The sequence below is a fragment of the Sphingobium chungangianum genome, from assembly GCF_977014255.1.
In genome coordinates this window covers 2952673-2973613 of sequence record NZ_CDRNIV010000006.1, presented here as the reverse complement: position 1 = coordinate 2973613, position 20941 = coordinate 2952673, and the positions used below count along the sequence as shown (strand labels likewise).

Genomic DNA, 20941 nt, shown 5'->3' with positions numbered 1-20941 from the left:
GGGTGATGACAGGTCGCTACGCTAAAAATATGCCCTCCATCTGGTTGGTCACGGACGAGCGCGTTGCGTCCGCAGTGCTGCTGGCAAGTGCCGCGCGGCTGCCGAAGGGGCGGGGGGAATTCTGTTTCGCCACTATCGCACGGGGCCGCGTGAACGGCGGGCGCTATTCGACCGGGTGGCGGAGGTCGCACGGCGGCGGCGCTTGAAGCTGCTGTTGGCGGGACCGGCGCGGGAGGCAGCGGCCTGGGGCGCTGATGGTTGGCATGGGCGTGGGGCCGGGTGGACTGCACGGCCGTTGTTGCGCAGCATGGCCGTTCACGATGCGCGGGAGTTGCGAGGGGCCGAGCGCGCGGGGGCGGGCCTTATCTTCCTGTCGCCGCTGTTCGCCACGCGGTCGCATCCGGGGGGAAGAGTGCTGGGACGGGTGGGATTCGCGGCGTTGGCGCATAGGGCGCGGATGCCGGTGATTGCCTTGGGGGGCGTTCGCGCGGGGCATCGGCGGATATTGAAAGGACTGGGCGCCGCGGGCTGGGCGGCGATTGATGGTCTGACGGGGGGATCGGTGGTGGGGTGATAGGGCCTAATCTGGAAGCGGTCATGGCTAGTCCTCCTCATCGCTAGATGTGGAGGGGGACCAGCCGCAGGCTTGTGGAGGGAAAATGCGCAGGTCGTGCCATTCCCCTCCACCACCGCTGCGCGGCGGTCCCCCTCCCCACGCTTCGCGTAGGGAGGATTTTAAGGTCAGATCTGGTCGCTTGCCGCCGACTACAAACCCCATTTCGGCCCGTCGTTCGATAGGTGAATGGGAATTGGCTCTCCGGTCACTGACACTGATGGGCCGCCAAGCTCATTCCACTGAAATAGGTTCACGTGCCATCCGCCCGAGATCATGCGCGAACGATCAATTATGCCATCTGCGCCTGCCGCACGCGCTTTATCCGCGTTACGCCACGATGGAGGCTCCTGTTCGGCCTCCAAGGCCTGTCGCCACTGTGCATTCGATAAATCGCGATCGATGCCGAGGAGGCGACAGGCATGTTCGTCGTGCTGATCGAGCACATGGGCCTCGCCTACGATCAATGGGACTACGACACGGGGCCGACCATCTTCTCGGATGTAGCCCGAAACCGCGATCATTGCCCATTCCAGTTGCGGACTCATGTAGAGCACGGCTTGGCCAGGACGATGGTAGCGTCCTGCGCTCTCGGGCCTGAGGGGCGTAAGGACGTCATCTACCCGATTTGCGAGAACAGACCGGAAAAATTTGCCGCTGACCGTTCGGAACAATGAGCTCGGATCGTTCGTCATTGAGCCAGCCTACTTGTCAGCCGACGGCGAGACAACGACTGCTTTGGGTGAACGATTGGCTAAGTTCCATGGCAAGATATCGTCATCAGCTGTCATCCATGCGTGAACGCCGCGCTTTTGTGTCGAGTGTTCGATCCAGCCTCACGAGATCCCAGCGTCCGCTGGGATGACGAAGGAGTGGCGTCAGATATAGATGGAAAGCAATTACAGCCGTGCGGCCAAATGACCTCAACCCGGATACCGATTAAAGAAGCCGAAGTTTCAGCTCACCAAGATCAGAACTTGAACACGGTGCCCAGATAGACGGCCTGATTATCCTGCCGCTCGTCGGTCATCGGGGTCAGGCGTCCGATCACGCTGTTGTTGTAGCGCAGGCCAGCGGTGACGTTCAGGTTGCGCGTCAGCGAATAGGAGCTGGCGAGGTCCAGCGAATAATCCTTGTCCGCATTTGGGTTGCGCACGGCCGTGCCCGGATCGCGGCGGCTTTCGATCATCACCTTGGTGCTGAAACGGTTCTTGGCTCCCTGATCCAGCGAGAAATTCTTTGCGCCAGCCATTTGCTCGATCGAAACCGGGTCCAGTTCCTTGCGGCCCACAGCTTCCGGCAGCGCGAATTTGCGCCAGTTATGCGCATTGTTCAGGCTGAAGGCGACGGGGGCGATGCCGACCGGGTCGATCGTGCGGCTGACCGTGACGCGATCGTTGAGATCGGCGGCGCGGACCATCACCGTCACTGAACGCTGCCCGCTGAGCGAGCCGCTAGTGGGGGTGAAGCGGAAATTCTGACGGCCAGCCGACGCTGCGATCCGGGCATAGGCGGCAGCCAGGCGCGGGTCCTTGGTCGTCGGGGTGAAGGAGGAAATGCTGCCCAGAGCGCCAAGCGACACCGGCACGTCGGCGCGTAGCCGGGCAAGATCGGTCGCGGCGCCAATAGCAGGAGACAGCATAAAGCCAGCGACGGCAACTGCCGCGCTTGCCAATGCCAAATATCCCCTATTCATGCGCATAACGCGAATCTCTTCCCCACCGACTTATTTTCAAAACTTGTACACCCGTCGAGCCGCGATGGGTAGTACGTCATGACCTTTTTGTCCGGGCTGTTGCACGGAACACACAGAGTCCAAAACGCGGCTGGCGGCCAAGCGTTGCAACTGCTGCCACGGCCCCCTTGCCCATTGCGACGGCTTCTCTATAGAAGCGGGGCGTTTTTCTTCAATATGGGACATGCCCTGATGGTCCGCCGCCTACCCGCTTCTGTTTCCGCCGGTCTGCTGCTGGCCGCGCTTTTGCCGCTCGCTGCCTGCGGCGGCGGGGCCAAGGAACGTCCCAAGGCCGATCTGGCCGCGTCCAAGGTGACGACGATCGGCGTCAACAGCTATCTTTGGCGGGCGACACTGGACACGCTGTCCTTCATGCCGATGGTGCAGACCGATTCCAACGGCGGCGTGATCGTGACGGACTGGTACGCCAATCCGAACACGCCCAATGAACGGATGAAGCTGACCGTTTCGATCCTGGACCAGGACCTGCGCGCCGATGCGCTGCGTGTCGCGGCCAGCCGTCAGGTTAATCAGGGCGGCCAGTGGGTCGATGCGCCGGTGCAGGCCGCCACGGTCCAGAAGCTGGAAGAGATCATCCTGACCAAGGCGCGCGACCTGCGCCGGATGGCGATCGCAGGCTAAGCCCTTCCTTTCATCCAATTTCTTGAACAACAAAGGGGCTGGGCTTGGAAGAGCTCAGCCCGCATGCATTTTGGGGACGTGAACAGATGCAAAGGCGCTTCAACCCGCTTGAGGCCGATGCCCGCTGGCAGGCCGTATGGGACGAGAAGCAGACGTTCAAGGCGTCGGATACGAGCGACAAGCCGCGCTCCTATGTGCTGGAGATGTTCCCCTATCCGTCCGGGCGCATCCATATCGGCCATGTCCGCAACTATTCGATGGGCGACGTGTTGGCGCGGTTCCGGCGGATGACCGGGCATGAAGTGCTGCATCCGATGGGTTGGGACGCGTTTGGCATGCCGGCCGAAAATGCCGCGATGGAAAAGAAGGTGCATCCGGGCGACTGGACGCGCTCCAACATCGCGACGATGCGGGCGCAGCTGAAGAAGCTGGGCTTTGCGCTCGACTGGAGCCGCGAACTCGCCACCTGTGAGCCGGATTATTATGGGCAGGAGCAGGCGCTGTTCCTCGACATGCTGGAAGCGGGGCTGGTTTACCGCAAGGAAAGCGCGGTCAATTGGGACCCGGTCGATATGACCGTGCTGGCCAATGAGCAGGTGATCGATGGCAAGGGCTGGCGGTCGGGCGCGCTGGTCGAGAAGCGCAAGCTCAGCCAGTGGTTCCTCAAGATCACGCAATTTGCCGATGATCTGCTGAGTGGGTTGAAGACGCTGGATCAGTGGCCCGAAAAGGTGCGGCTGATGCAGGAGAACTGGATCGGCAAGTCGGTCGGTTTGCAGTTCCGATTCAAGCTCGACGAGGCCGTCGATGGCATCGGGGAGCTGGAGGTCTTTTCGACCCGGCCCGATACGATCTTTGGCGCGAGCTTTGCGGCGATCGCGGCGGACCATCCGATCGCTTTGGCGCTGGAGGCGAAGGATGCGGGTCTGGCTGCGTTCGCCGAGGAATGCCGTCATAGCGGCACTGCCGCTGCGGAGATCGAGACGCAGGAGAAGAAGGGTTATGACACCGGGCGATCGGTGATCCATCCCTTTACCGGCGCCAAGCTGCCGCTGTTCGTCGCGAATTTCGTGCTAATGGAATATGGCACGGGCGCCGTCATGGCGGTGCCGGGGCATGACCAGCGCGATCTGGATTTCGCGCGCAAATATATGCTGCCCGTCGAGCGCGTGGTCGCGGCCGAGGGTGATGAGGACAAGGGCATCGGTGACGAGGCCTATGCCGGGCCGGGGCGTCTGGTAAACTCCGATTTCCTCAACGGCATGAGCGTCGAGGATGCGAAGGCAGAGGTGATCCGTCGCGCAGAGAGCGAAGGCTGGGGCAATGGCACCACCGTGTTCCGCCTGCGCGACTGGGGCGTGTCGCGCCAGCGTTATTGGGGGACGCCGATTCCGGTCATCCATTGCGAGGATTGCGGGGTCGTGGGCGTGCCCAAGGATCAGCTGCCCGTGGTGCTGCCCGAGGATGTCAGCTTCGACATTCCGGGCAATCCCCTGGACCGTCACCCGACATGGAAGCATGTCGATTGCCCCAAATGCGGCAAGGCGGCGCGGCGTGAGACCGATACGTTGGATACTTTTGCGGACTCCAGCTGGTATTTCATCCGCTTCGCCAGCCAGCCCAAGGACAAGCCGTTCGATCGGGAAACGGTCGAGAAGTGGCTGCCGGTGGGACAATATATCGGTGGCGTGGAACATGCGATTTTGCATCTGCTCTATGCGCGGTTCTGGACGCGGGCGCTCCAGTATATGGGGCAGCTGGGCTTTGCCGAGCCGTTCACTGGTCTGTTCACGCAGGGGATGGTGACGCACGAGACCTACAAGTCACCTGAAGGCACATGGCTCGCCCCGCAGGACGTGGCGCGGCAGGGTGAAAAGATCGTCATGGTCGATGGCGGTGGCCCGGTCACGGTGGGCCGCGTCGAGAAGATGTCGAAGTCCAAGAAGAATGTCGTCGATCCCGATGACATCATCGCCCAATATGGCGCGGACGCGGTTCGTTGGTTCATGCTGTCCGATAGCCCGCCCGAGCGCGACCTGCCCTGGACCGAAAGCGGCATTGAAGGGTCGTGGCGCTTCATCAACCGGCTTTGGAGGCTGTTTGGAGAGGCTGACAAGAGTGCCGAGGGTGAAGACAAGGCGCTGGACCGCAAGCTGCACCAGACGATCGATGGCATCGCCAAGGATATCGAGGCGCTGTCCTTCAACAAGGCGGTGGCGAAGATCTACGAACTGACCAATGCGGTGGAAAAGGCCAAGCCTTCGGCGAGCCGTAGCGGGGCGATCCGGGCGCTGGCGCTGTTGGTCGCGCCGATGACGCCGCATCTGGCGGAGGAAGCCTGGGCGGACATGGGCGAGGAAGGCTTGATTGCCGACGCAGCCTGGCCGCAGGTCGATCCGGCGCTGCTGGTCGAGGATGAGGTGACGATTGCCTGCCAGGTCATGGGCAAACTGCGCGACACCATCACCGTGCCCAAGGGGACGAGCAAGGATGAGCTGGAACGGCTCGCCCTTGCGGCGCCCAATGTGGCGCGGACGCTGGATGGCGCGACCCCGAAGAAGGTGATCGTGGTGCCTGACAGGCTGGTCAACCTAGTCATTTAACAACGAACCGTTTGCCCTGAGCTTGTCGAAGGGCTCTCTTTTCTTCAAAAGAAGAACAGGGCTTCGACAGGCTCCGCCCGAACGGGTAGAGAGTGTCCCATGAAGCGCATTTTGCCCCTGCTTGCTGCCACCGTCATCCTCTCCGCTTGTGGCCTGCGTCCCGTCTACAGTGGCGGCAGTCATGGCGCGGTCGCGCAGAAGCTGGGCAATGTCGAGGTTGCGCCGATCGAAGGGAAGGGCGGCTGGTTGGTGCGCAATGCGCTCAACGACCGCCTGTCCGCAATGAGCGGCGCGGGGCCGAGCTACAGGCTGGTGGTGAAGCTGGATGACCAGATCAGCGGCTTTGGCTTGCGCGCTGACCAGGCGATTACGCGCGAACGGCGGACGTTGCGGGCGCGCTATCAGTTGATCGATGCGGCCACCGGCGCGCAGGTGATCGACGATACGGCGGGATCGGACGCGGGCATCGACGTCACGTCCAGCGAATATGCGACCATCGCGGCGGAAGATACCGCGCTGGAACGGCTGTCGCAGACGATTGCGGACCAGATCGTATCCCGGCTGGCGCTGTTCGCGGCGAGGGACCAGCAGCGTTGAAGGCTAATCGCGGCCAGATTGAAAAGGCGCTGGACGCACCCCCGGCCGATATCCGTTTCTTCCTGCTCTACGGCCCCGATGAGGCGGGGAGCGCGGCGCTGGGCAAGCGGCTTGAACGCGCGATGGGGCCGGAGGCGGAGCGCGTCGATCTGGATGGGCCGACATTGCGGGACGATCCGGCCCGGCTGGCGGATGAGGCCGCGTCCTTTTCCATGTTCGGTGACCGGCGCTGGATACGCGTCAACGGCATGGGCGAGGAGTCGCTGCCGGCGGTGACGGCATTGTTCGAAGCGCTGGCGGCAGGCAACCCGGTTATCGCTACCGCAGGGGCGCTGAAGGGTACGTCCAAGCTACTGAAACTGGCGCTCGACAGTCCGCTGGCCATGGCGTTCGCCTCCTATCAGCCGGATGCGCGGGAGGCGGAGCAGATTGCCGTCGCGATCGCGCGCGAAGGGGGACTGCGCCTGCCCGCCGAGTTGGCGAAGCGGATTGTGGACCTTGCCAATGGTGACCGCGCGTTGATGGGCGGTGAGATCGAGAAGCTGATCCTCTATCTCGACGCCGCGCCGGATCGGCCAGCCGAGGCGACGGCGGAAGCGCTGGACGCCCTGTCGGCCGACAATCCCGATTCGGACGCGGCGCCGCTGGTCAATGCCGTGCTGGGGGGCGACCTGCGCGCCATGCATCGGGAACTGGGGCGTCTGGCTGAGGCAGGGACCGCGATGGCGGCGGTGCTGCGTCCACTACTGACCCGTGCGATGCTGCTCGCCAATATCCGTTCGTCCTTCGATGACAGCGGACGGCTGGAAGGAGCCGTCGAAGCGGCGGGCAAACAGGTATTCTGGAAGGAAAAGGGCGTCGTCACCCGGCAGGTGCGGCTGTGGGACGCGCATGGCATCGCCCGCGTGATCCAGCGGCTGGCGCAGGCGGAACGGGCGAGCCGGTCGGGCAGGGGCCTTGGCGACCTGATGGTGCGCCACGAACTGCTAGCCATTGCGCGGCAGGCGGCACGGGAGCGCTAAGCGCTTGATCGCAGGAAAGGCCGTCGCCATATTGCGGCCATGGACAAGCTCAACCTGACCGACGCCGAATGGCGCGAGCGCCTTTCTTCCGAACAATTTCATGTGTTGCGAGAGGCGGGGACGGAGCGGGCCTTTACCGGCAAATATAACAGCAACAAGGCTGACGGCGTCTATTTTTGCGCCGGTTGTGGGGCAGAGTTGTTCGATGCCGAGGAAAAATATGACAGCGGCTCTGGCTGGCCCAGCTTTACCGCACCGGTCGACATCGACGCGGTGGAGGAGATTCGCGACAGCAGCCACGGCATGATCCGCACCGAAGTGCGTTGCGCGAAGTGCGAAGGGCATTTGGGCCATGTCTTTCCCGATGGTCCGGGCGTCAACGGCCTGCGCTATTGCATGAACAGTGCGTCGCTGGACTTCAAGCCGCGCGACGAGGTTGAATAATCATTCATCGCCGGTAAAGCGTCGCTCCTATTGAGAACCAAGATCATGAGGTTGTCAGTGCCTGTTTTGCGCTGGTGGCTTGATCCCTTAGCGCGTATCCGGGCGATGTAGATGGCACGAGCAGGCAAGAGCAAGGACACGCCCGGGGGCGCGAAGCGGTGGCTGATCCGGGGCATCAAGTTCGGACTGGTCGCGACGGTGGGCGCTTTGTTCGCGATCGTCGTGGCGGTGGTGATCGCCTACCAGTCGCTGCCCGATTATGAATCGCTGAAATCATCGCCCAACGGCCAGATGATCCGCGTCCATGCCGCCGACGGCAGCGTGATCGTGTCGTTGGGGCCGAGCTTTGGCCGCTGGCTGTCCTATGACCAGATACCGACGGTGATGGTCGATGCGATGGTTTCCACGGAGGACAGGCGCTTCTACCTGCATCCCGGCGTCGATCCGATCGGCATGGCGCGCGCGACCTGGGTGGCGTTGGAGAATCGGGGCAAGGGCCGCCGCTGGCAGGGTGCGTCGACCATTACCCAGCAGGTGACGCGCAACATTTTCCTCAACAACAGCTATAGTTGGGGCCGCAAGGTTCGGGAGATGATCCTGGCGCTGGCGCTGGAGCGGAAATTTTCCAAGCGGCAGATTTTGGAGCTGTACCTCAACAAGGTGTATTTCGGCGGCGGCGCCTATGGCATCGACGCCGCAAGCCGTAAATTCTTCGGTCACCCCGCCGCCGCGCTCAGCCTGCCGGAAGCGGCGATCATCGCGGGGCTGGTGAAGGCGCCGTCGAGCTATTCGCCGACCGCCGATGCCGAAGCGGCAATCGGCCGTGCGGGCGTCGTGCTGGAACTGATGCAGGAAAATGGCGCGATCAGCGCGGCGCAGCGGGCCAGCATCGACCTGAACGACGTCAAGATGGCGCCGGAGCCTCCGCAAAACAGTGTGCGCTACTTCACCGACTGGGCGCTGCCGCAACTCGATGTGCTGGTGGATGAGCCCAATGAGCCGCTGGAGGTCTATACCACCATCGATCTGGGCATGCAGAAGGCGGCGACGGCGGCGATCCAGGCGAATGTGCCGGGGGGTGCGCAGGGTGCGCTGGTTTCGCTCGATCGGGATGGCGCGGTGCGGGCGATGGTCGGGGGGCTCGACTATGTGACATCCAACTATAACCGGGCGACGACAGCCACGCGGCAGCCGGGCTCGGCCTGGAAGATATTCGTCTATATGGCGGCGCTGGAGGCGGGCTATACGCCTGATACCGGCGTTACGGACAAACCGGTGACGATCAACGGATGGAGCCCGCGCAACAGCAGCGGTCGCTATTCCGGCGACATCGATGTTCGGACGGCCTTCGCTTACTCCATCAACACGGTTGCCGCGCAGCTGGGCGTTGAGGTGGGCTTTCCCACAGTGGCGGACATGGCGCGGCGCTTTGGCGTGACGACGCCGATCAATACGCATCCCTCGATGGTGTTGGGCACGTCCGACGTGCGCCTGATCGACATGACCCGCGCTTTTGCGTCCATCGCGCGCAAGGGGGTGGCGGTAACGCCCTATGGCATCACGAAGGTGACGACGGCCGATGGGCGGCTGCTCTACCAGCATCAGGATGATACCAGCCGGGTGCTTGTCGCGCCCTGGGTAGCGGCGGGGATGACGGACCTGATGCAGACGGCGGTCAGCACGGGCACGGGCAAGGCGGCGCAGATTGGCAGGCCGGTCGCGGGCAAGACGGGCACCACCAGCAGCAACAAGGATGGATGGTTCCTGGGCTTTTCCAGCGGGATCACGACGGGCGTCTGGATGGGCAGGGACGATGCGCGACCGGTGAGTGTTTTGCAGGGTGGCCGCGCGCCCGCGCACGCCTTTGCCGACTATATGAAGGTCGCCGTGTCGCGCCGCCCCGTCGAGCAGTTCGAGACGCAGGTAACGCTGCCCGAATGGCAGTTGGAGCCCGACGACGAGGCCTATTATGGCCAGCCCGATAATGGAACGGGCGGGGGCATGATGGTCGATGAAAATGGATTGCCGATCAGTCAGGACCCGCAGCAACAGCAGCAAGATCAAGAGCCCCAGCAGGACGATCAGTCGGTCGATCAGGCGCCTCGTGCCCGGACGGCGCCGCCAAAGCTGGACCAGCAATGGATCGATCAGGTGCTCGGCCGCGACAGGCAGCGGACTGCGCCGCGCTAGGGCATTGATCCCTAAATCGGCACTCCCCCCGTTACCGTTCGCCCTGAGCCTGTCGAGCCGCAGGCTGGCGAAGCCAACGGTTCCACTTCCTTTTTAATAAGGAGAGGGCTTGGACAAGCTCAGCCCGAACGGAGTTGAGTGATGGAGATAGAGGGTACAAGGCTCTATAATGCTCTAACCGGCCTGACGGGGTGCTGCGGCAAAGCGCCGTGGATCAAAGGCGCTGGCATCCGGCATCAGGAAATCGACCTTGCCCCGGCCGAAGTCGATGGCGACGCGATCGAACATTCTGAGGGCCTGAATGCCCAGTAGCAGGGTCGGCTTATCCTGCAGCCCAAGTTCGCTGAACGGCTGGGCATCGGCGAACATGACTGGCAGGTCGGTCAAGGCGATGGGTCCCATGCGGATCCTGCCGATGCGTCCAAGCTGACCCGTCAGGGTCTCGCCGGTTACGCTCATCAGGCTGATCTCGCTCATCGCCGGGGCGCGTTTCTTGCGGATCAGTTTGTCGCGCAGGGCGAGATTGCCAACGCTTAGATGCGTGCCGGTGTCGAGGATGATGTTGACCTTCAACCCGTTGGCGTCGGAATGCAGCAGGATCAGCTGCCCCTTGCGGCGCCGTGCCTCGACGATGATGGCGTTGGGGTCCCGCCATGAGGGACGGCTGGCGCCGATTTCCATTCGGCCGGTGCGGAAATTCAGGAGGAGGCGCTTGGCATGCAGGCTGTCGAGCCCGAGCAGCCCAGCCGCGCCGAGATGGTCCCCCTCCAGCACGGGCGCTTCGATGTCATCGACCGTTTCCGCGCCATAGCCGAGCTGCGGAACAGCGACGGTGCGCGTTTCCTGGCGGCCCGCCATGCTGACGATGGTGACGCGACGTCGGGCGGGGAGGGCGAGCTGATCGGCAAGATCACGGGAGATGACGGTGCGCTGCGATCCGGTATCGACGATGAAGTTCCAAGGGCCGCGTCCATCGATGTGGATGGGGATGGAGACGCGGTCGTCACTGGTCGAGAGGGTGCGGACCACGGCGGGCGGATCGGCCGCAGTTACCGGCTGACCCGCGGCGGGCGGGCACATCATCAGGATGGCCATTGCAGGGACGAGATAAGGCCTTCTCATGCCCTTCGCCTCTTCAGCTAGAGCGCCAAGTCATAGCATGGATCGCAAAGGCCGGTCCATTGCCGCAACTGCTGCACCATTTGCCGATGAAGGCGGCGGGAGCCAGCATTTCCAGCAAGGCAGGGCCAAGCGACACCTTGACTTTGGGGGGGGCTGATCGCTAAACGCGGACGGTCTATCCCGGCCGTCCAGCGCCGGAGTCCCGTGTTTTCCATACCGGGCGACTCTCCTTTTTCGTATTTCCAATCTTCATCTCTCGTCATCGGACTCAAGTCGAATGCACCTTAAAGACCTCAAGAAGAAATCACCCGCCGACCTGGTCACCACGGCGGAAGAACTGGGCGTCGAAGGCGCATCGACCCTGCGCAAACAGGACCTGATGTTCGCGATCCTCAAGGCTGAGGCGGAAAATGGCGAGCAGATCATGGGTGAGGGCACGATCGAGGTGCTGGCCGATGGCTTCGGCTTCCTGCGTTCGCCCGAAGCGAACTTCCTTGCCGGTCCCGACGACATCTATGTGTCGCCCAATCAGGTCCGCAAGTTCGGCCTGCGCACGGGTGATACGGTGGAAGGCGAAATCCGCGCGCCCAAGGATGGCGAGCGCTATTTCGCGCTGACGAAGCTTATCTCCGTCAACTTCGATGACCCGGATGTCGTCCGCCATCGCGTCAACTTCGACAACCTGACGCCGCTCTATCCGACCCAGAAGCTGGTGCTCGATACGCTCGACCCGACGGTCAAGGACAAGTCGGCCCGCGTCATCGACATCGTCTCGCCGCAGGGCAAGGGCCAGCGCGCCCTGATCGTCGCGCCGCCGCGCACCGGTAAGACCGTCCTGCTCCAGAACATCGCCAAGGCGATCACCGACAATCATCCCGAAGTCTTCTTAATCGTCCTGTTGATCGACGAGCGTCCGGAAGAAGTCACCGACATGCAGCGCAGCGTGAAGGGCGAGGTCGTGTCCTCAACCTTCGACGAACCCGCGCAGCGCCACGTGCAGGTCGCCGAAATGGTGCTCGAAAAGGCCAAGCGCCTCGTGGAACATAAGAAGGATGTGGTGATCCTGCTTGATTCGATCACCCGCCTCGGTCGTGCCTACAATACCGTCGTGCCCTCGTCGGGCAAGGTGCTGACGGGCGGCGTTGACGCCAATGCGCTCCAGCGTCCCAAGCGCTTCTTCGGTGCGGCGCGCAACATCGAAGAGGGCGGTTCGCTCTCCATCATCGCGACGGCCCTGATCGACACTGGCAGCCGCATGGACGAAGTCATCTTCGAAGAGTTCAAGGGCACCGGCAACTCGGAAATCGTGCTGGACCGCAAGGTCGCGGACAAGCGCATCTTCCCGGCGCTGGACGTCGGCAAGTCGGGCACCCGCAAGGAAGAGCTGCTGGTCGACAAGGCCAAGCTTTCCAAGATGTGGGTGCTGCGCCGTATCCTGATGCAGATGGGTACGGTCGACGCAATGGAGTTCCTGCTCGACAAGATGAAGGATTCCAAGACCAACGAAGATTTCTTCGACTCGATGAACCAATAAGCGGAGTTATATCAGGCCGTTATGATCGACCTTCTTACGACTGCCGCCGCTGCCGCGCAGGGTATGGGTTCGCCCGCCGATATTTGGGGGCACATCGTCAACGATTTCAGCAATATCGGTTCTCCGGCTGCCTTGTCGGCTTTTGGCCAAGTGCTGATGATCGACATCCTGCTGGCTGGCGACAATGCGATCGTCGTGGGCGCATTGGCGGCGGGCCTGCCGGTGCAGCAACGCCAGCGCGTCATCATGATCGGTATCATCGCCGCATTGGTGCTGCGTATCGGTTTTGCCCTGGTCGTGACGCAGCTGATGCAGATTGTCGGCCTGATCCTGGCCGGTGGCCTGCTGCTGCTGTGGGTAAGCTGGAAGATGTGGCGCGAACTGCACCCGAAGCGGGGTGCCGACACGCCGGACGATCCCAGCGACGATGACATATCGGGGCTGCGTCCCGCCAAGAGCTTCGCAGCCGCCGCTTGGGCTGTCGCCGTTGCCGACGTGTCGATGAGCCTGGACAATGTTCTGGCCGTGGCAGGCGCGGCGCGTGATCACCCTGGCATCCTGATCATCGGGCTTATCCTGTCGGTTGCCCTGATGGGTATCGCGGCGAACATCATCGCCAAATATATCGAGCGTTTCCGGTGGATCGCTTATCTGGGTCTGGCCGTCATCATCTATGTCGCCGTCAAGATGATCTATGAGGGTATTATCGACCATCAGGTCGGCATTCTGACCCTCTTTGTGTGATTGAGGCGAGCAGGGGCGGGTTTGAGCCCGTCACCTGCTCAACCCGTTTCAGACTTCTTCAGCGCGCCTATGGCACCAGGATGGTGCTACCGATGGTCTGTCGCCCTTCCAGCGCCCGATGTGCTTCCGCAGCCTCCGAAAGGGCGAAACGCTGGCCGATATGGGCGCGAACGACGCCCCTCAGCATGCGATCGAACAGGCGGTCACTGACATGCTTCAGTTCCTCCTGCGTCACGATATAGTCGAACAGGGTGGGGCGGATCACATAGAGTGATCCGGCGCGACTGAGTTCCAGCAGGCTGACCGGCGGTACTGGGCCAGACGCATTGCCATAGCTCACCATCATGCCGCGCCGTTTGAGAGAGCCAAGCGACGCGCTCCAGCTATCCTTCCCCACGCCATCATAGACAACGTCTACACCCTGTCCGTCCGTAAGGGCGCGCACCCGGTCGGCAAGGTCCGGCAACGGGCAATGCAGGCTGTGGTCGGCTTGCACGGTTGCGGCCTTTTCTGCTGAACCGCTATGGGCGATGACCACGACGCCCTTGTCCCGAAGCCAAGGCACCAGCACGGAACCTACGCCACCCGCGGCTGCATGGACGAGGGCGACCTGACCCTGCCGCAGCGGCAATATATCCTCTGCAAGGAAGCAGGCGGTCATGCCCTTCAACATCATAGCGGCTGCGTCATCCGTGCCGATTTCGTCTGGAATCCTTATGACGCGGTCGGCGGCGACCGTGCGATGGGTGGCATAGGCGCCCATACCGCCCGCCGAGCCAACCTTGTCGCCGATCGCCAGCCCGCTGGCGCCCGGTCCCAAGGCCGCGACATAGCCCGCGCCTTCGACGCCGAGGGTGAGGGGGAGCGATGCTTCGTAGAGGCCCGACCGATGATAGGTGTCGATGAAGTTCAAGCCGATTGCATCTTGAGCGATCAGCACCTCACCCTCGGCCGGAGGCGCGGGATCGAAATACTCCCGCTCGATCACCTCCGGACCACCGGTCGCGCGGACGATCATGCGCCAGGCTCGTGTCATGGGCGGCGCATCGGTCAGAGATGCGTGGCGAAGAAATCGGCTGTGCGCTGATCGGCCAGTTGCGCGGCATCCTCGACCCGGCGCGCGCCCATTTCAGCGGCGAAGCCATGGTCCAGCCCCTCATAATCGTGAAGGGTTACATGGCGATTGTCCTTCAGGCCGTCATGCATCGTCTTCTGGACTTCCGGCGGCACGAATCCGTCAGCGGTGGGGATGTGCAGCAGGACGGGTTTGCCGATCGCATGCTGCTCGCCCAGAAGATTGTCGATGCCCACGCCATAATAGCCGACAAAGGCGTCGCCATCCGTCCGGCAGGCCGCCATGAAGGTCAGCCGCCCGCCAAGGCAGTAGCCGACCACGCCGACCTTGCCTGTGCCACTCAGTTCGGCCCGAGCGAATTTGATCGCTGATTCAATGTCATAGATGGCGAGGTCCTGATCCAGCTTCTGCATGTGGCCGATTGCCGCCTGAAATTGTTCTGGAACGTCCGCATCCAGTTCGACATGCGCGGTGTCACGCCAGAACAGGTCGGGAGAAACCGCCAGATATCCTTGGCTGGCCCAATTGTCGCATTTGCGGCGAATGCCTTCGTTCACGCCGAAGATTTCCTGAATGACGATAATCGCCCCGCGCGGGGTTCCGTCGGGTCGAGCGACATAGGTGTCGAATTGCGCATCGCCCTCAAGGGTCGAAATCGGCGTAAATGATCCCATGGCGGATGTCCTTTCGTTCGCTGCACTGTGTTTGAGGATAAGCGGCTTTTGCAGAACCGCCAACGCTGCTGTGGCCAAATTATTTGCGTTCAGGGGCCATGTTGCGGCATGACGACGATCGTTGGCAATTGAAGGTGCGCAGGATGAAAGTAACGGTCGACGTAGATTGCACCCCAACCGAGGCGCGGGCCTTTTTGGGCCTGCCTGATGTCACGCCCATTCACGACAAATATGTGAAAACGATGCTGGACAGCTTTGATGGCATCGCCAGCGCGGAACAGATGGAAACGATGTTCAAAAGCTTCTCTCCCTTGGGGGATGCGGGGATGCGCCTGTTCCGGCAGATGATGGACATCGGCCTTTCTGGCGTTGCTGGGAAGAATGGCGACAAGTCCTGATCCGTTAATGGCAGATACGATTTTCGCCCTGTCGAGTGGTGCGCCACCGGCAGGGATTGGGGTCATTCGGATAAGTGGCCCTGCTGCCGCTGCCGCCTTGCAGGGCCTTGCGGGGCAACTTCCCGAACCCCGGCGGGCGCGGCTGGCCTTGCTGAAAGACCCGCGCAACGGGGCGCCTCTCGATCGCGCGCTCATCCTCTGGTTTCCTGGCCCTGGCACTGCGACCGGGGAAGACCTGGCGGAGCTGCATTGCCACGGCGGGCGGGCCGTGGTGGCGGGGCTGGAGGATGCGCTAAGGTCCTTTGAAGGCGTGCGGCAGGCCCAGCCGGGTGAGTTTACCCGCCGGGCGTTTATGAATGGGCGCATGGATCTCAATGAGGTTGAGGGGCTGGCCGATCTTCTCGCCGCCGAAACCCAGCAGCAACGGCGCGCGGCTCTACTCATGTCCGAGGGGCATTTTTCTCGTCGGCTGGAACAGTGGCAAAGGAGCTTGCTTGATCTTTCCGCCATGGCGGAGGCAGCGCTCGATTTTTCCGATGAGGATGATGTGCCTGAACATGGGGCCGAGGAACGTATCGGCTCCGGTATAGCTGCGCTCATTGAGGAGGTGCGGTCGGCGCTAAGTGCGCCTTCGGCCGAGCGTTTGCGGGATGGCATCCGGGTGGTGCTGGCTGGGCCGCCCAATGCGGGGAAGTCGACGCTTTTGAATGCGCTGGTGGGGCGGGAGGCGGCGATCGTGTCCGATGTCGCAGGTACGACGCGCGACCGCATAGAAGTGCCCGCAGCGCTCGGCGGCACGGCTTTTCTGTTTACCGATACCGCTGGTTTGAGAGAGGCGACATCGGACGTCATCGAAGCGATCGGGATGGACCGGGCGCGCGCTGCGCTGGACAGTGCTGACATCATCCTTTGGCTTGGCGACGCGGCCGAGGCACCAAGCCCCGACGCGATTATTGTCGGTGCCCAATGTGACCGGCATGCGGTGACAAATGGCTTGCCCATATCGGCGGTGACGGGCGAGGGGATGGAGACCCTCATCGCATTGCTTTTGGAGCGAGCGGCTGCCTTGCTGCCGGGGGTAAGCGAATATGCTCTGCACGAAAGGCAGCGGGAGGGTGTTGCGCTGCTCGTCGGTCATTTGGAAAACGCCTTGCCGCAGTCAGACCTTCTCATTGTCGCTGAAGATCTTCGGCATGCGCGTACGGCCATCGACGCGCTGACGGGGCGGGCAAGCACCGCGCATATGCTCGACCGGCTCTTTGCAGGATTTTGCATCGGCAAATGACCGCTGTTCCACGTGGAACAGTTTTGACCGCGAGGCCCCAATTCTGATAAGGGCGCGGCATGCAGACAGCTTTTGACGTGATAGTGGTGGGCGGCGGCCATGCCGGGTGTGAGGCTGCGGCTGCGGCTGCTCGCAAGGGTGCGCGGGTGGCGCTTCTCACCTTCGAAAAAGCAACGGTGGGGGCGATGTCGTGCAACCCGGCGATCGGGGGTTTAGGCAAAGGTCATTTGGTGCGCGAGGTTGATGCGCTGGATGGCTTGATAGCGCGTGCCGCCGATGCCGCCGCGATACATTATCGGATGTTGAACAGCAGCAAAGGCGCCGCCGTTCAGGGGCCGCGCGTGCAGGCCGATCGATCCCATTACCGGGCCGCTATTCACCGCATGATCGATGCGCAGCGCGGGATCGAAATCATCGAGGGTGAGGCTGCGGCGCTGCTCCTGAAGAAGGGCGAGGTTGACGGGCTGGAGTTAGCAGACGGGCGCCGTTTGTCGGCTCCCGCGATCGTGTTGGCCACGGGCACATTTCTGGGCGGCAAATTATTCCGGGGCGAGGAGACTCTGACGGGCGGTCGAACCGGAGAGCAGGCGGCAACGGTACTGGGTGTTCAGCTTCGTGGGCTGGGCCTGCCAATCGCGCGGCTGAAGACCGGGACCCCGCCGAGGCTGGATGGGCGATCGATAAATTGGGGGGTGCTGGAGGAGCAGCCGTCTGACGGTGGCGATTGGACCATGTCCGCCATCTCCGCAGGACGGCGGCTTCCGCAGTTGAGCTGCGCGATCACGCGTACCAATGAGGGGACCCACGCGATCATCCGTGGGGGGCTGGGGCGCTCGCCATTGTTCAGCGGGGCGATCGAGGGGCGCGGTCCTCGATACTGCCCTTCGATCGAGGACAAGGTGATCCGTTTCGGCGATCGTGACGGGCATCAGATTTTTCTGGAGCCGGAAGGGCTGGGAAGCCATCTGGTTTATCCCAATGGGATCAGTACCTCCCTGCCTGCCGATGTACAGGAGCAGATGGTCAGGTCGATGGTGGGGCTGGAGTGTGCCGAGATTGTGGTGCCGGGCTATGCGGTCGAATATGATCATATCGATCCGCGCGCATTGGACCACAGTCTGGAAATGCGAGAGGTCCCCGGCCTGTTCTGCGCAGGGCAGATAAATGGCACCACGGGCTATGAGGAAGCGGCGGCGCAAGGGCTGGTCGCCGGTGTGAATGCGGCGGCGCGTGCCAAGGGTGATGCGCCGATGATCCTCGATCGGGCGAGCAGTTATATCGGCGTCATGGTCGATGACTTGGTGCTGCAAGGCGTGACTGAGCCGTACCGCATGCTGACTGCGCGGGCGGAGTATCGATTGCGGCTTCGAGCGGACAATGCCGGGAGTAGGCTGGCAGACGTTGGTCGGGTGCATGGCATATTGGGCGAGGATCGGCTCGCTCATTATGATCGGCGGGCTTCGCAGCGCGCCAGTGTGGATGAGGAGCTGGGGCAGCAGCTGAGCGCCACTCAGCTTGCCCGCGCGGGTGCGAATGTCCGGCAGGATGGCTCGCGAAGAACGTTGTTTGAATGGGCGCGGTTTCCGGAAGTCCAGCGGGAATTGCTGTTCGCTTTGGCGCCGTCGCTCACATCAGTGGACGAGAGTGTGCGAGACGAAATCTTGGAGGACGCTCATTACGCTCCGTATCTCGAACGCCAAGCGGCAGAGATTGCTGCCTTGCGTCGCGACGAGCGGGTGTCGATCCCGGCCGACTTTGACTTCGGGGCAATCGGTGGACTGTCGAGCGAGATGATCGAGAGGCTTGATAAGGCTCGCCCCGATACGCTGGCGGCTGCGGGCCGCATTCGGGGCATTACCCCAGCGGCTTTGGCAGCGTTGCTGGTACATGTTCGGCGTCAAGCCGCATGACGGAGGATGAAGCGAAGGCATGGCTGGAGCAGCATTTCCCCGTTTCACGTGAAACATGTGAGAAGCTGGACGGCTATGTGCAAATCTTGCTGTCCGAAATGGATCAGCAGAATTTGATTGCAGAGTCCACGCGTGATCATGTCTGGGCGAGGCATATTGCGGATTCGGCTCAGCTTCTCACATTGGCCAATAGCGCGGGTGAGGGCCTTTGGATCGACCTCGGATCGGGAGCGGGTTTGCCCGCAATCGTGATCGCCATCTTGAGCGACCGGCCCGTGCTGATGATAGAATCGCGGCGTAAGAGAATAGATTTCCTGAATGAGGTGATCGACAGTGTCGGCATCAAGAATGCTCAAGTTTACGGCGGACGGGTGGAAGGTGCTTCCTCAAAGGCGGCGGCGGTAATCAGTGCGCGCGCTTACGCGCCGTTGGAGCGCCTCTTCCCCTCGGCGCTCCATTTGTCCGATAATCGAACCCTTTGGGTGTTGCCAAAGGGGCGTAATGCGCAGAATGAACTGGAGGCGGCGCGATCCTCGTGGCAAGGTGTGTTTCACGTGGAACGCAGCATCACCGACCCGGAAAGCGCAATCATCATAGCGCAGTCGGTGGCGCCAAGGGGCAAGAAAGGTCGCAAATGATCCGTATCGCCATTGCCAATCAAAAGGGTGGGGTGGGGAAGACCACAACGGCGATCAACTTGGCAACTGGGCTTGCCGCTACTGGCCTGAGAGTGTTGTTGATCGACCTTGATCCCCAAGGGAATGCTTCAACAGGATTGGGGGTCCATCAATCCGATCGCACCTGGTCAAGCTACGACTTGCTCGTCGGGAATTGCGCCATTGAAGATGCGATCCTGCCGACCCGCGTGCCTAAACTCGACATCATCGCGGCGACGCAGGACTTGTCGGGGGCCGAGATCGAATTGATCGAATATGAGGAACGGACCCACCGACTGGAGCGGGTGCTCAGCGAAGCGCAGGCCGGTAGGTGGGATATCTGCCTCATCGATTGTCCGCCTTCGCTCGGCCTCCTGACCATCAATGCGATGGTGGCTGCCCAATCCCTGCTCGTTCCGCTTCAGTGTGAATTCTTCGCGCTGGAAGGCCTTTCTCAGCTATTGCAGACGGTGGAGCGCATTCGCGGCCGTTTCAATCCGGGGCTTTCGATCATGGGTGTGGCGCTGACCATGTATGATCGGCGTAATCGCCTCACAGATCAGGTCGCGGACGATGTGCGGGCCTGTCTGGGCGACTTGGTGTTCTCGACGGTTATTCCGCGGAACGTTCGGCTTTCAGAAGCGCCAAGCCATGGCGTTCCGGCGCTCATCTACGACTTCCGCTGTTCTGGTTCGGAGGCCTATATGCGCCTCGCCCGTGAACTGATTTCGCGTCTGCCCCCACAGGAGGTTGCGGCTTGAGCAACGAGAATGATGAAAAGCTGAAGGTTATCAAGCGTCCCCATGGACTGGGACGGGGCCTTTCAGCGCTGCTGGGCGACGTAACGAGAGAAGAGCCGGTCGCACCACAGGCCGTTTCCGCTTCGACCAAGGCTATTCAGAGCATCGAAGTCGCTTTGATCCAGCCGCATCCGGAGCAGCCTCGCCGTCATTTTGACGAAGGTGCCTTGGCCGAGCTGGCGGACAGCATCGGCAAGCGTGGCGTTATCCAGCCGATCATCGTGCGCCCCCATGGCGGCGGATTTCAGATCGTTGCGGGGGAACGACGTTGGCGGGCGGCGCAGCGTGCGCAATTGCACCGCATCCCGGCTATCGTCCGCGATTTTGACGAAGCCGAAACGCTGGAAATCGCGCTGGTCGAGAATATCCAGCGCGAAGACCTGAACCCGATCGAAGAGGCGGAAGCCTATCGCAAGCTGATCGCGGACTTTAATCACAGCCAGGAAGCGCTGGGACGGATCGTTGGCAAATCGCGCAGCCATATCGCCAATCTTATCCGGCTGCTCGATCTTCCTGCCTCTGTGCAGCAACAAGTCGTTGAGCAGAAACTGTCCATGGGGCACGCCCGGGCGCTGATCGGTGCGCCGGATTGTGAGACGCTCGCGAAGACCGTGGAGGCCAAGGGCCTGTCGGTGCGCGATACCGAAGACCTGGTGCGCCGGTCGAAAAAGGGGGACAGGGCCGCGCCGCGAGGCCGGGCCTCGTCGGGACTGGTCAGCAAGGATCCCGATATCGCGGCGCTCGAACAGCATCTTGCCGATATTCTTGGCGTCAAAGTGGACATTGGACATGGGGAGGGCGCGGGCGGCACGCTGTCGTTGCGTTATTCGACGCTCGACCAGCTCGACATGCTGTGCCAGCGCCTGTCCGGCGAGCGTATCTGAACAGGCAAGCGTG

The 20941-nt window shown here is 62.2% G+C and carries 19 protein-coding genes and 1 pseudogene; 15 read left to right on the top strand and 5 right to left on the bottom strand.

Annotation, left to right across the window (positions count from 1 at the left end; genetic code table 11):
- The first annotated feature begins 5 nt into the window (after positions 1–5).
- Positions 6–574: pseudogene (locus ACWNC0_RS21750) on the top strand (thiamine phosphate synthase).
- Between the two features lie 191 nt (positions 575–765).
- On the opposite strand, the gene ACWNC0_RS21745 reads toward ACWNC0_RS21750, so the two are convergent.
- Both ACWNC0_RS21745 and ACWNC0_RS21740 read right to left on the bottom strand, forming a co-directional pair.
- Positions 766–1161 carry an RES domain-containing protein gene (locus ACWNC0_RS21745; protein ID WP_449474696.1) on the bottom strand — a complete coding sequence of 132 codons (396 nt, stop codon included), beginning with the start codon at positions 1159–1161 and terminating at the stop codon, positions 766–768.
- Positions 1162–1583: 422 nt separating this feature from the next.
- The gene (locus ACWNC0_RS21740) at positions 1584–2315 is read right to left on the bottom strand and encodes a hypothetical protein (protein ID WP_449474518.1); all 732 of its coding nucleotides are present in this window, start codon (positions 2313–2315) and stop codon (positions 1584–1586) included.
- 225 nt (positions 2316–2540) lie between these two features.
- On the opposite strand from ACWNC0_RS21740, the gene ACWNC0_RS21735 reads away from it, so the two are divergent.
- From ACWNC0_RS21735 to ACWNC0_RS21710, 6 genes are all read left to right on the top strand, one after another.
- Positions 2541–2990: a DUF3576 domain-containing protein gene (locus ACWNC0_RS21735; RefSeq protein WP_449474517.1), complete on the top strand. Its 450-nt coding sequence runs from the start codon at positions 2541–2543 to the stop codon at positions 2988–2990.
- A gap of 86 nt (positions 2991–3076) precedes the next feature.
- Positions 3077–5593 carry a leucine--tRNA ligase gene (leuS, locus tag ACWNC0_RS21730; protein WP_449474516.1) on the top strand — a complete coding sequence of 839 codons (2517 nt, stop codon included), beginning with the start codon at positions 3077–3079 and terminating at the stop codon, positions 5591–5593.
- A gap of 99 nt (positions 5594–5692) precedes the next feature.
- The gene (gene lptE / locus ACWNC0_RS21725) at positions 5693–6190 is read left to right on the top strand and encodes an LPS assembly lipoprotein LptE (protein ID WP_449474515.1); all 498 of its coding nucleotides are present in this window, start codon (positions 5693–5695) and stop codon (positions 6188–6190) included.
- The gene (holA, locus tag ACWNC0_RS21720) at positions 6187–7212 is read left to right on the top strand and encodes a DNA polymerase III subunit delta (RefSeq protein ID WP_449474514.1); all 1026 of its coding nucleotides are present in this window, start codon (positions 6187–6189) and stop codon (positions 7210–7212) included. The genes lptE and holA overlap by 4 nt, the downstream gene beginning before the upstream one ends.
- Positions 7213–7251: 39 nt before the next feature.
- Complete coding sequence (msrB, locus tag ACWNC0_RS21715; RefSeq protein ID WP_449474513.1) at positions 7252–7656, top strand: peptide-methionine (R)-S-oxide reductase MsrB; 405 nt, start codon at positions 7252–7254, stop codon at positions 7654–7656.
- A gap of 111 nt (positions 7657–7767) precedes the next feature.
- On the top strand, positions 7768–9846 hold the full coding sequence (locus ACWNC0_RS21710) for a transglycosylase domain-containing protein (RefSeq protein ID WP_449474512.1): 2079 nt from the start codon (positions 7768–7770) through the stop codon (positions 9844–9846).
- A gap of 174 nt (positions 9847–10020) precedes the next feature.
- On the opposite strand, the gene ACWNC0_RS21705 is transcribed toward ACWNC0_RS21710, so the two are convergent.
- The gene (locus ACWNC0_RS21705) at positions 10021–10968 is read right to left on the bottom strand and encodes a retroviral-like aspartic protease family protein (protein WP_449474511.1); all 948 of its coding nucleotides are present in this window, start codon (positions 10966–10968) and stop codon (positions 10021–10023) included.
- A gap of 277 nt (positions 10969–11245) precedes the next feature.
- On the opposite strand from ACWNC0_RS21705, the gene rho reads away from it, so the two are divergent.
- Both rho and ACWNC0_RS21695 read left to right on the top strand, forming a co-directional pair.
- Complete coding sequence (gene rho, locus ACWNC0_RS21700) at positions 11246–12502, top strand: transcription termination factor Rho (RefSeq protein ID WP_449474510.1); 1257 nt, start codon at positions 11246–11248, stop codon at positions 12500–12502.
- A gap of 21 nt (positions 12503–12523) precedes the next feature.
- Positions 12524–13246 carry a YjbE family putative metal transport protein gene (locus ACWNC0_RS21695; RefSeq protein WP_449474509.1) on the top strand — a complete coding sequence of 241 codons (723 nt, stop codon included), beginning with the start codon at positions 12524–12526 and terminating at the stop codon, positions 13244–13246.
- Positions 13247–13313: 67 nt separating this feature from the next.
- Here the strand turns inward: ACWNC0_RS21695 and ACWNC0_RS21690 are convergent, their stop codons facing one another.
- Together ACWNC0_RS21690 and ACWNC0_RS21685 are read right to left on the bottom strand one after the other, a co-directional pair.
- Positions 13314–14282, bottom strand: a complete 969-nt coding sequence (locus ACWNC0_RS21690; RefSeq protein WP_449474508.1) for a quinone oxidoreductase family protein — start codon at positions 14280–14282, stop codon at positions 13314–13316.
- Between the two features lie 14 nt (positions 14283–14296).
- Positions 14297–14995, bottom strand: coding sequence for a dienelactone hydrolase family protein (locus ACWNC0_RS21685; RefSeq protein ID WP_449474507.1), 699 nt, complete (start codon positions 14993–14995; stop codon positions 14297–14299).
- Between the two features lie 143 nt (positions 14996–15138).
- On the opposite strand from ACWNC0_RS21685, the gene ACWNC0_RS21680 reads away from it, so the two are divergent.
- The 6 genes from ACWNC0_RS21680 to ACWNC0_RS21655 are packed head-to-tail and all read left to right on the top strand — an operon-like array spanning position 15139 to position 20928.
- Positions 15139–15393 carry a DUF6489 family protein gene (locus ACWNC0_RS21680; RefSeq protein WP_196226641.1) on the top strand — a complete coding sequence of 85 codons (255 nt, stop codon included), beginning with the start codon at positions 15139–15141 and terminating at the stop codon, positions 15391–15393.
- Between the two features lie 7 nt (positions 15394–15400).
- Positions 15401–16678 carry a tRNA uridine-5-carboxymethylaminomethyl(34) synthesis GTPase MnmE gene (gene mnmE / locus ACWNC0_RS21675; protein WP_449474506.1) on the top strand — a complete coding sequence of 426 codons (1278 nt, stop codon included), beginning with the start codon at positions 15401–15403 and terminating at the stop codon, positions 16676–16678.
- 59 nt (positions 16679–16737) lie between these two features.
- Positions 16738–18588, top strand: a complete 1851-nt coding sequence (gene mnmG / locus ACWNC0_RS21670; protein WP_449474505.1) for a tRNA uridine-5-carboxymethylaminomethyl(34) synthesis enzyme MnmG — start codon at positions 16738–16740, stop codon at positions 18586–18588.
- Entirely contained in the window at positions 18585–19226 is a 642-nt protein-coding gene (rsmG, locus tag ACWNC0_RS21665) for a 16S rRNA (guanine(527)-N(7))-methyltransferase RsmG (RefSeq protein WP_449474504.1), read from the top strand. Before mnmG ends, rsmG begins: the two co-directional genes overlap by 4 nt.
- Entirely contained in the window at positions 19223–20005 is a 783-nt protein-coding gene (locus ACWNC0_RS21660) for a ParA family protein (protein WP_449474503.1), read from the top strand. Before rsmG ends, ACWNC0_RS21660 begins: the two co-directional genes overlap by 4 nt.
- On the top strand, positions 20002–20928 hold the full coding sequence (locus ACWNC0_RS21655; RefSeq protein ID WP_449474502.1) for a ParB/RepB/Spo0J family partition protein: 927 nt from the start codon (positions 20002–20004) through the stop codon (positions 20926–20928). Before ACWNC0_RS21660 ends, ACWNC0_RS21655 begins: the two co-directional genes overlap by 4 nt.
- Positions 20929–20941: the final 13 nt, after the last annotated feature.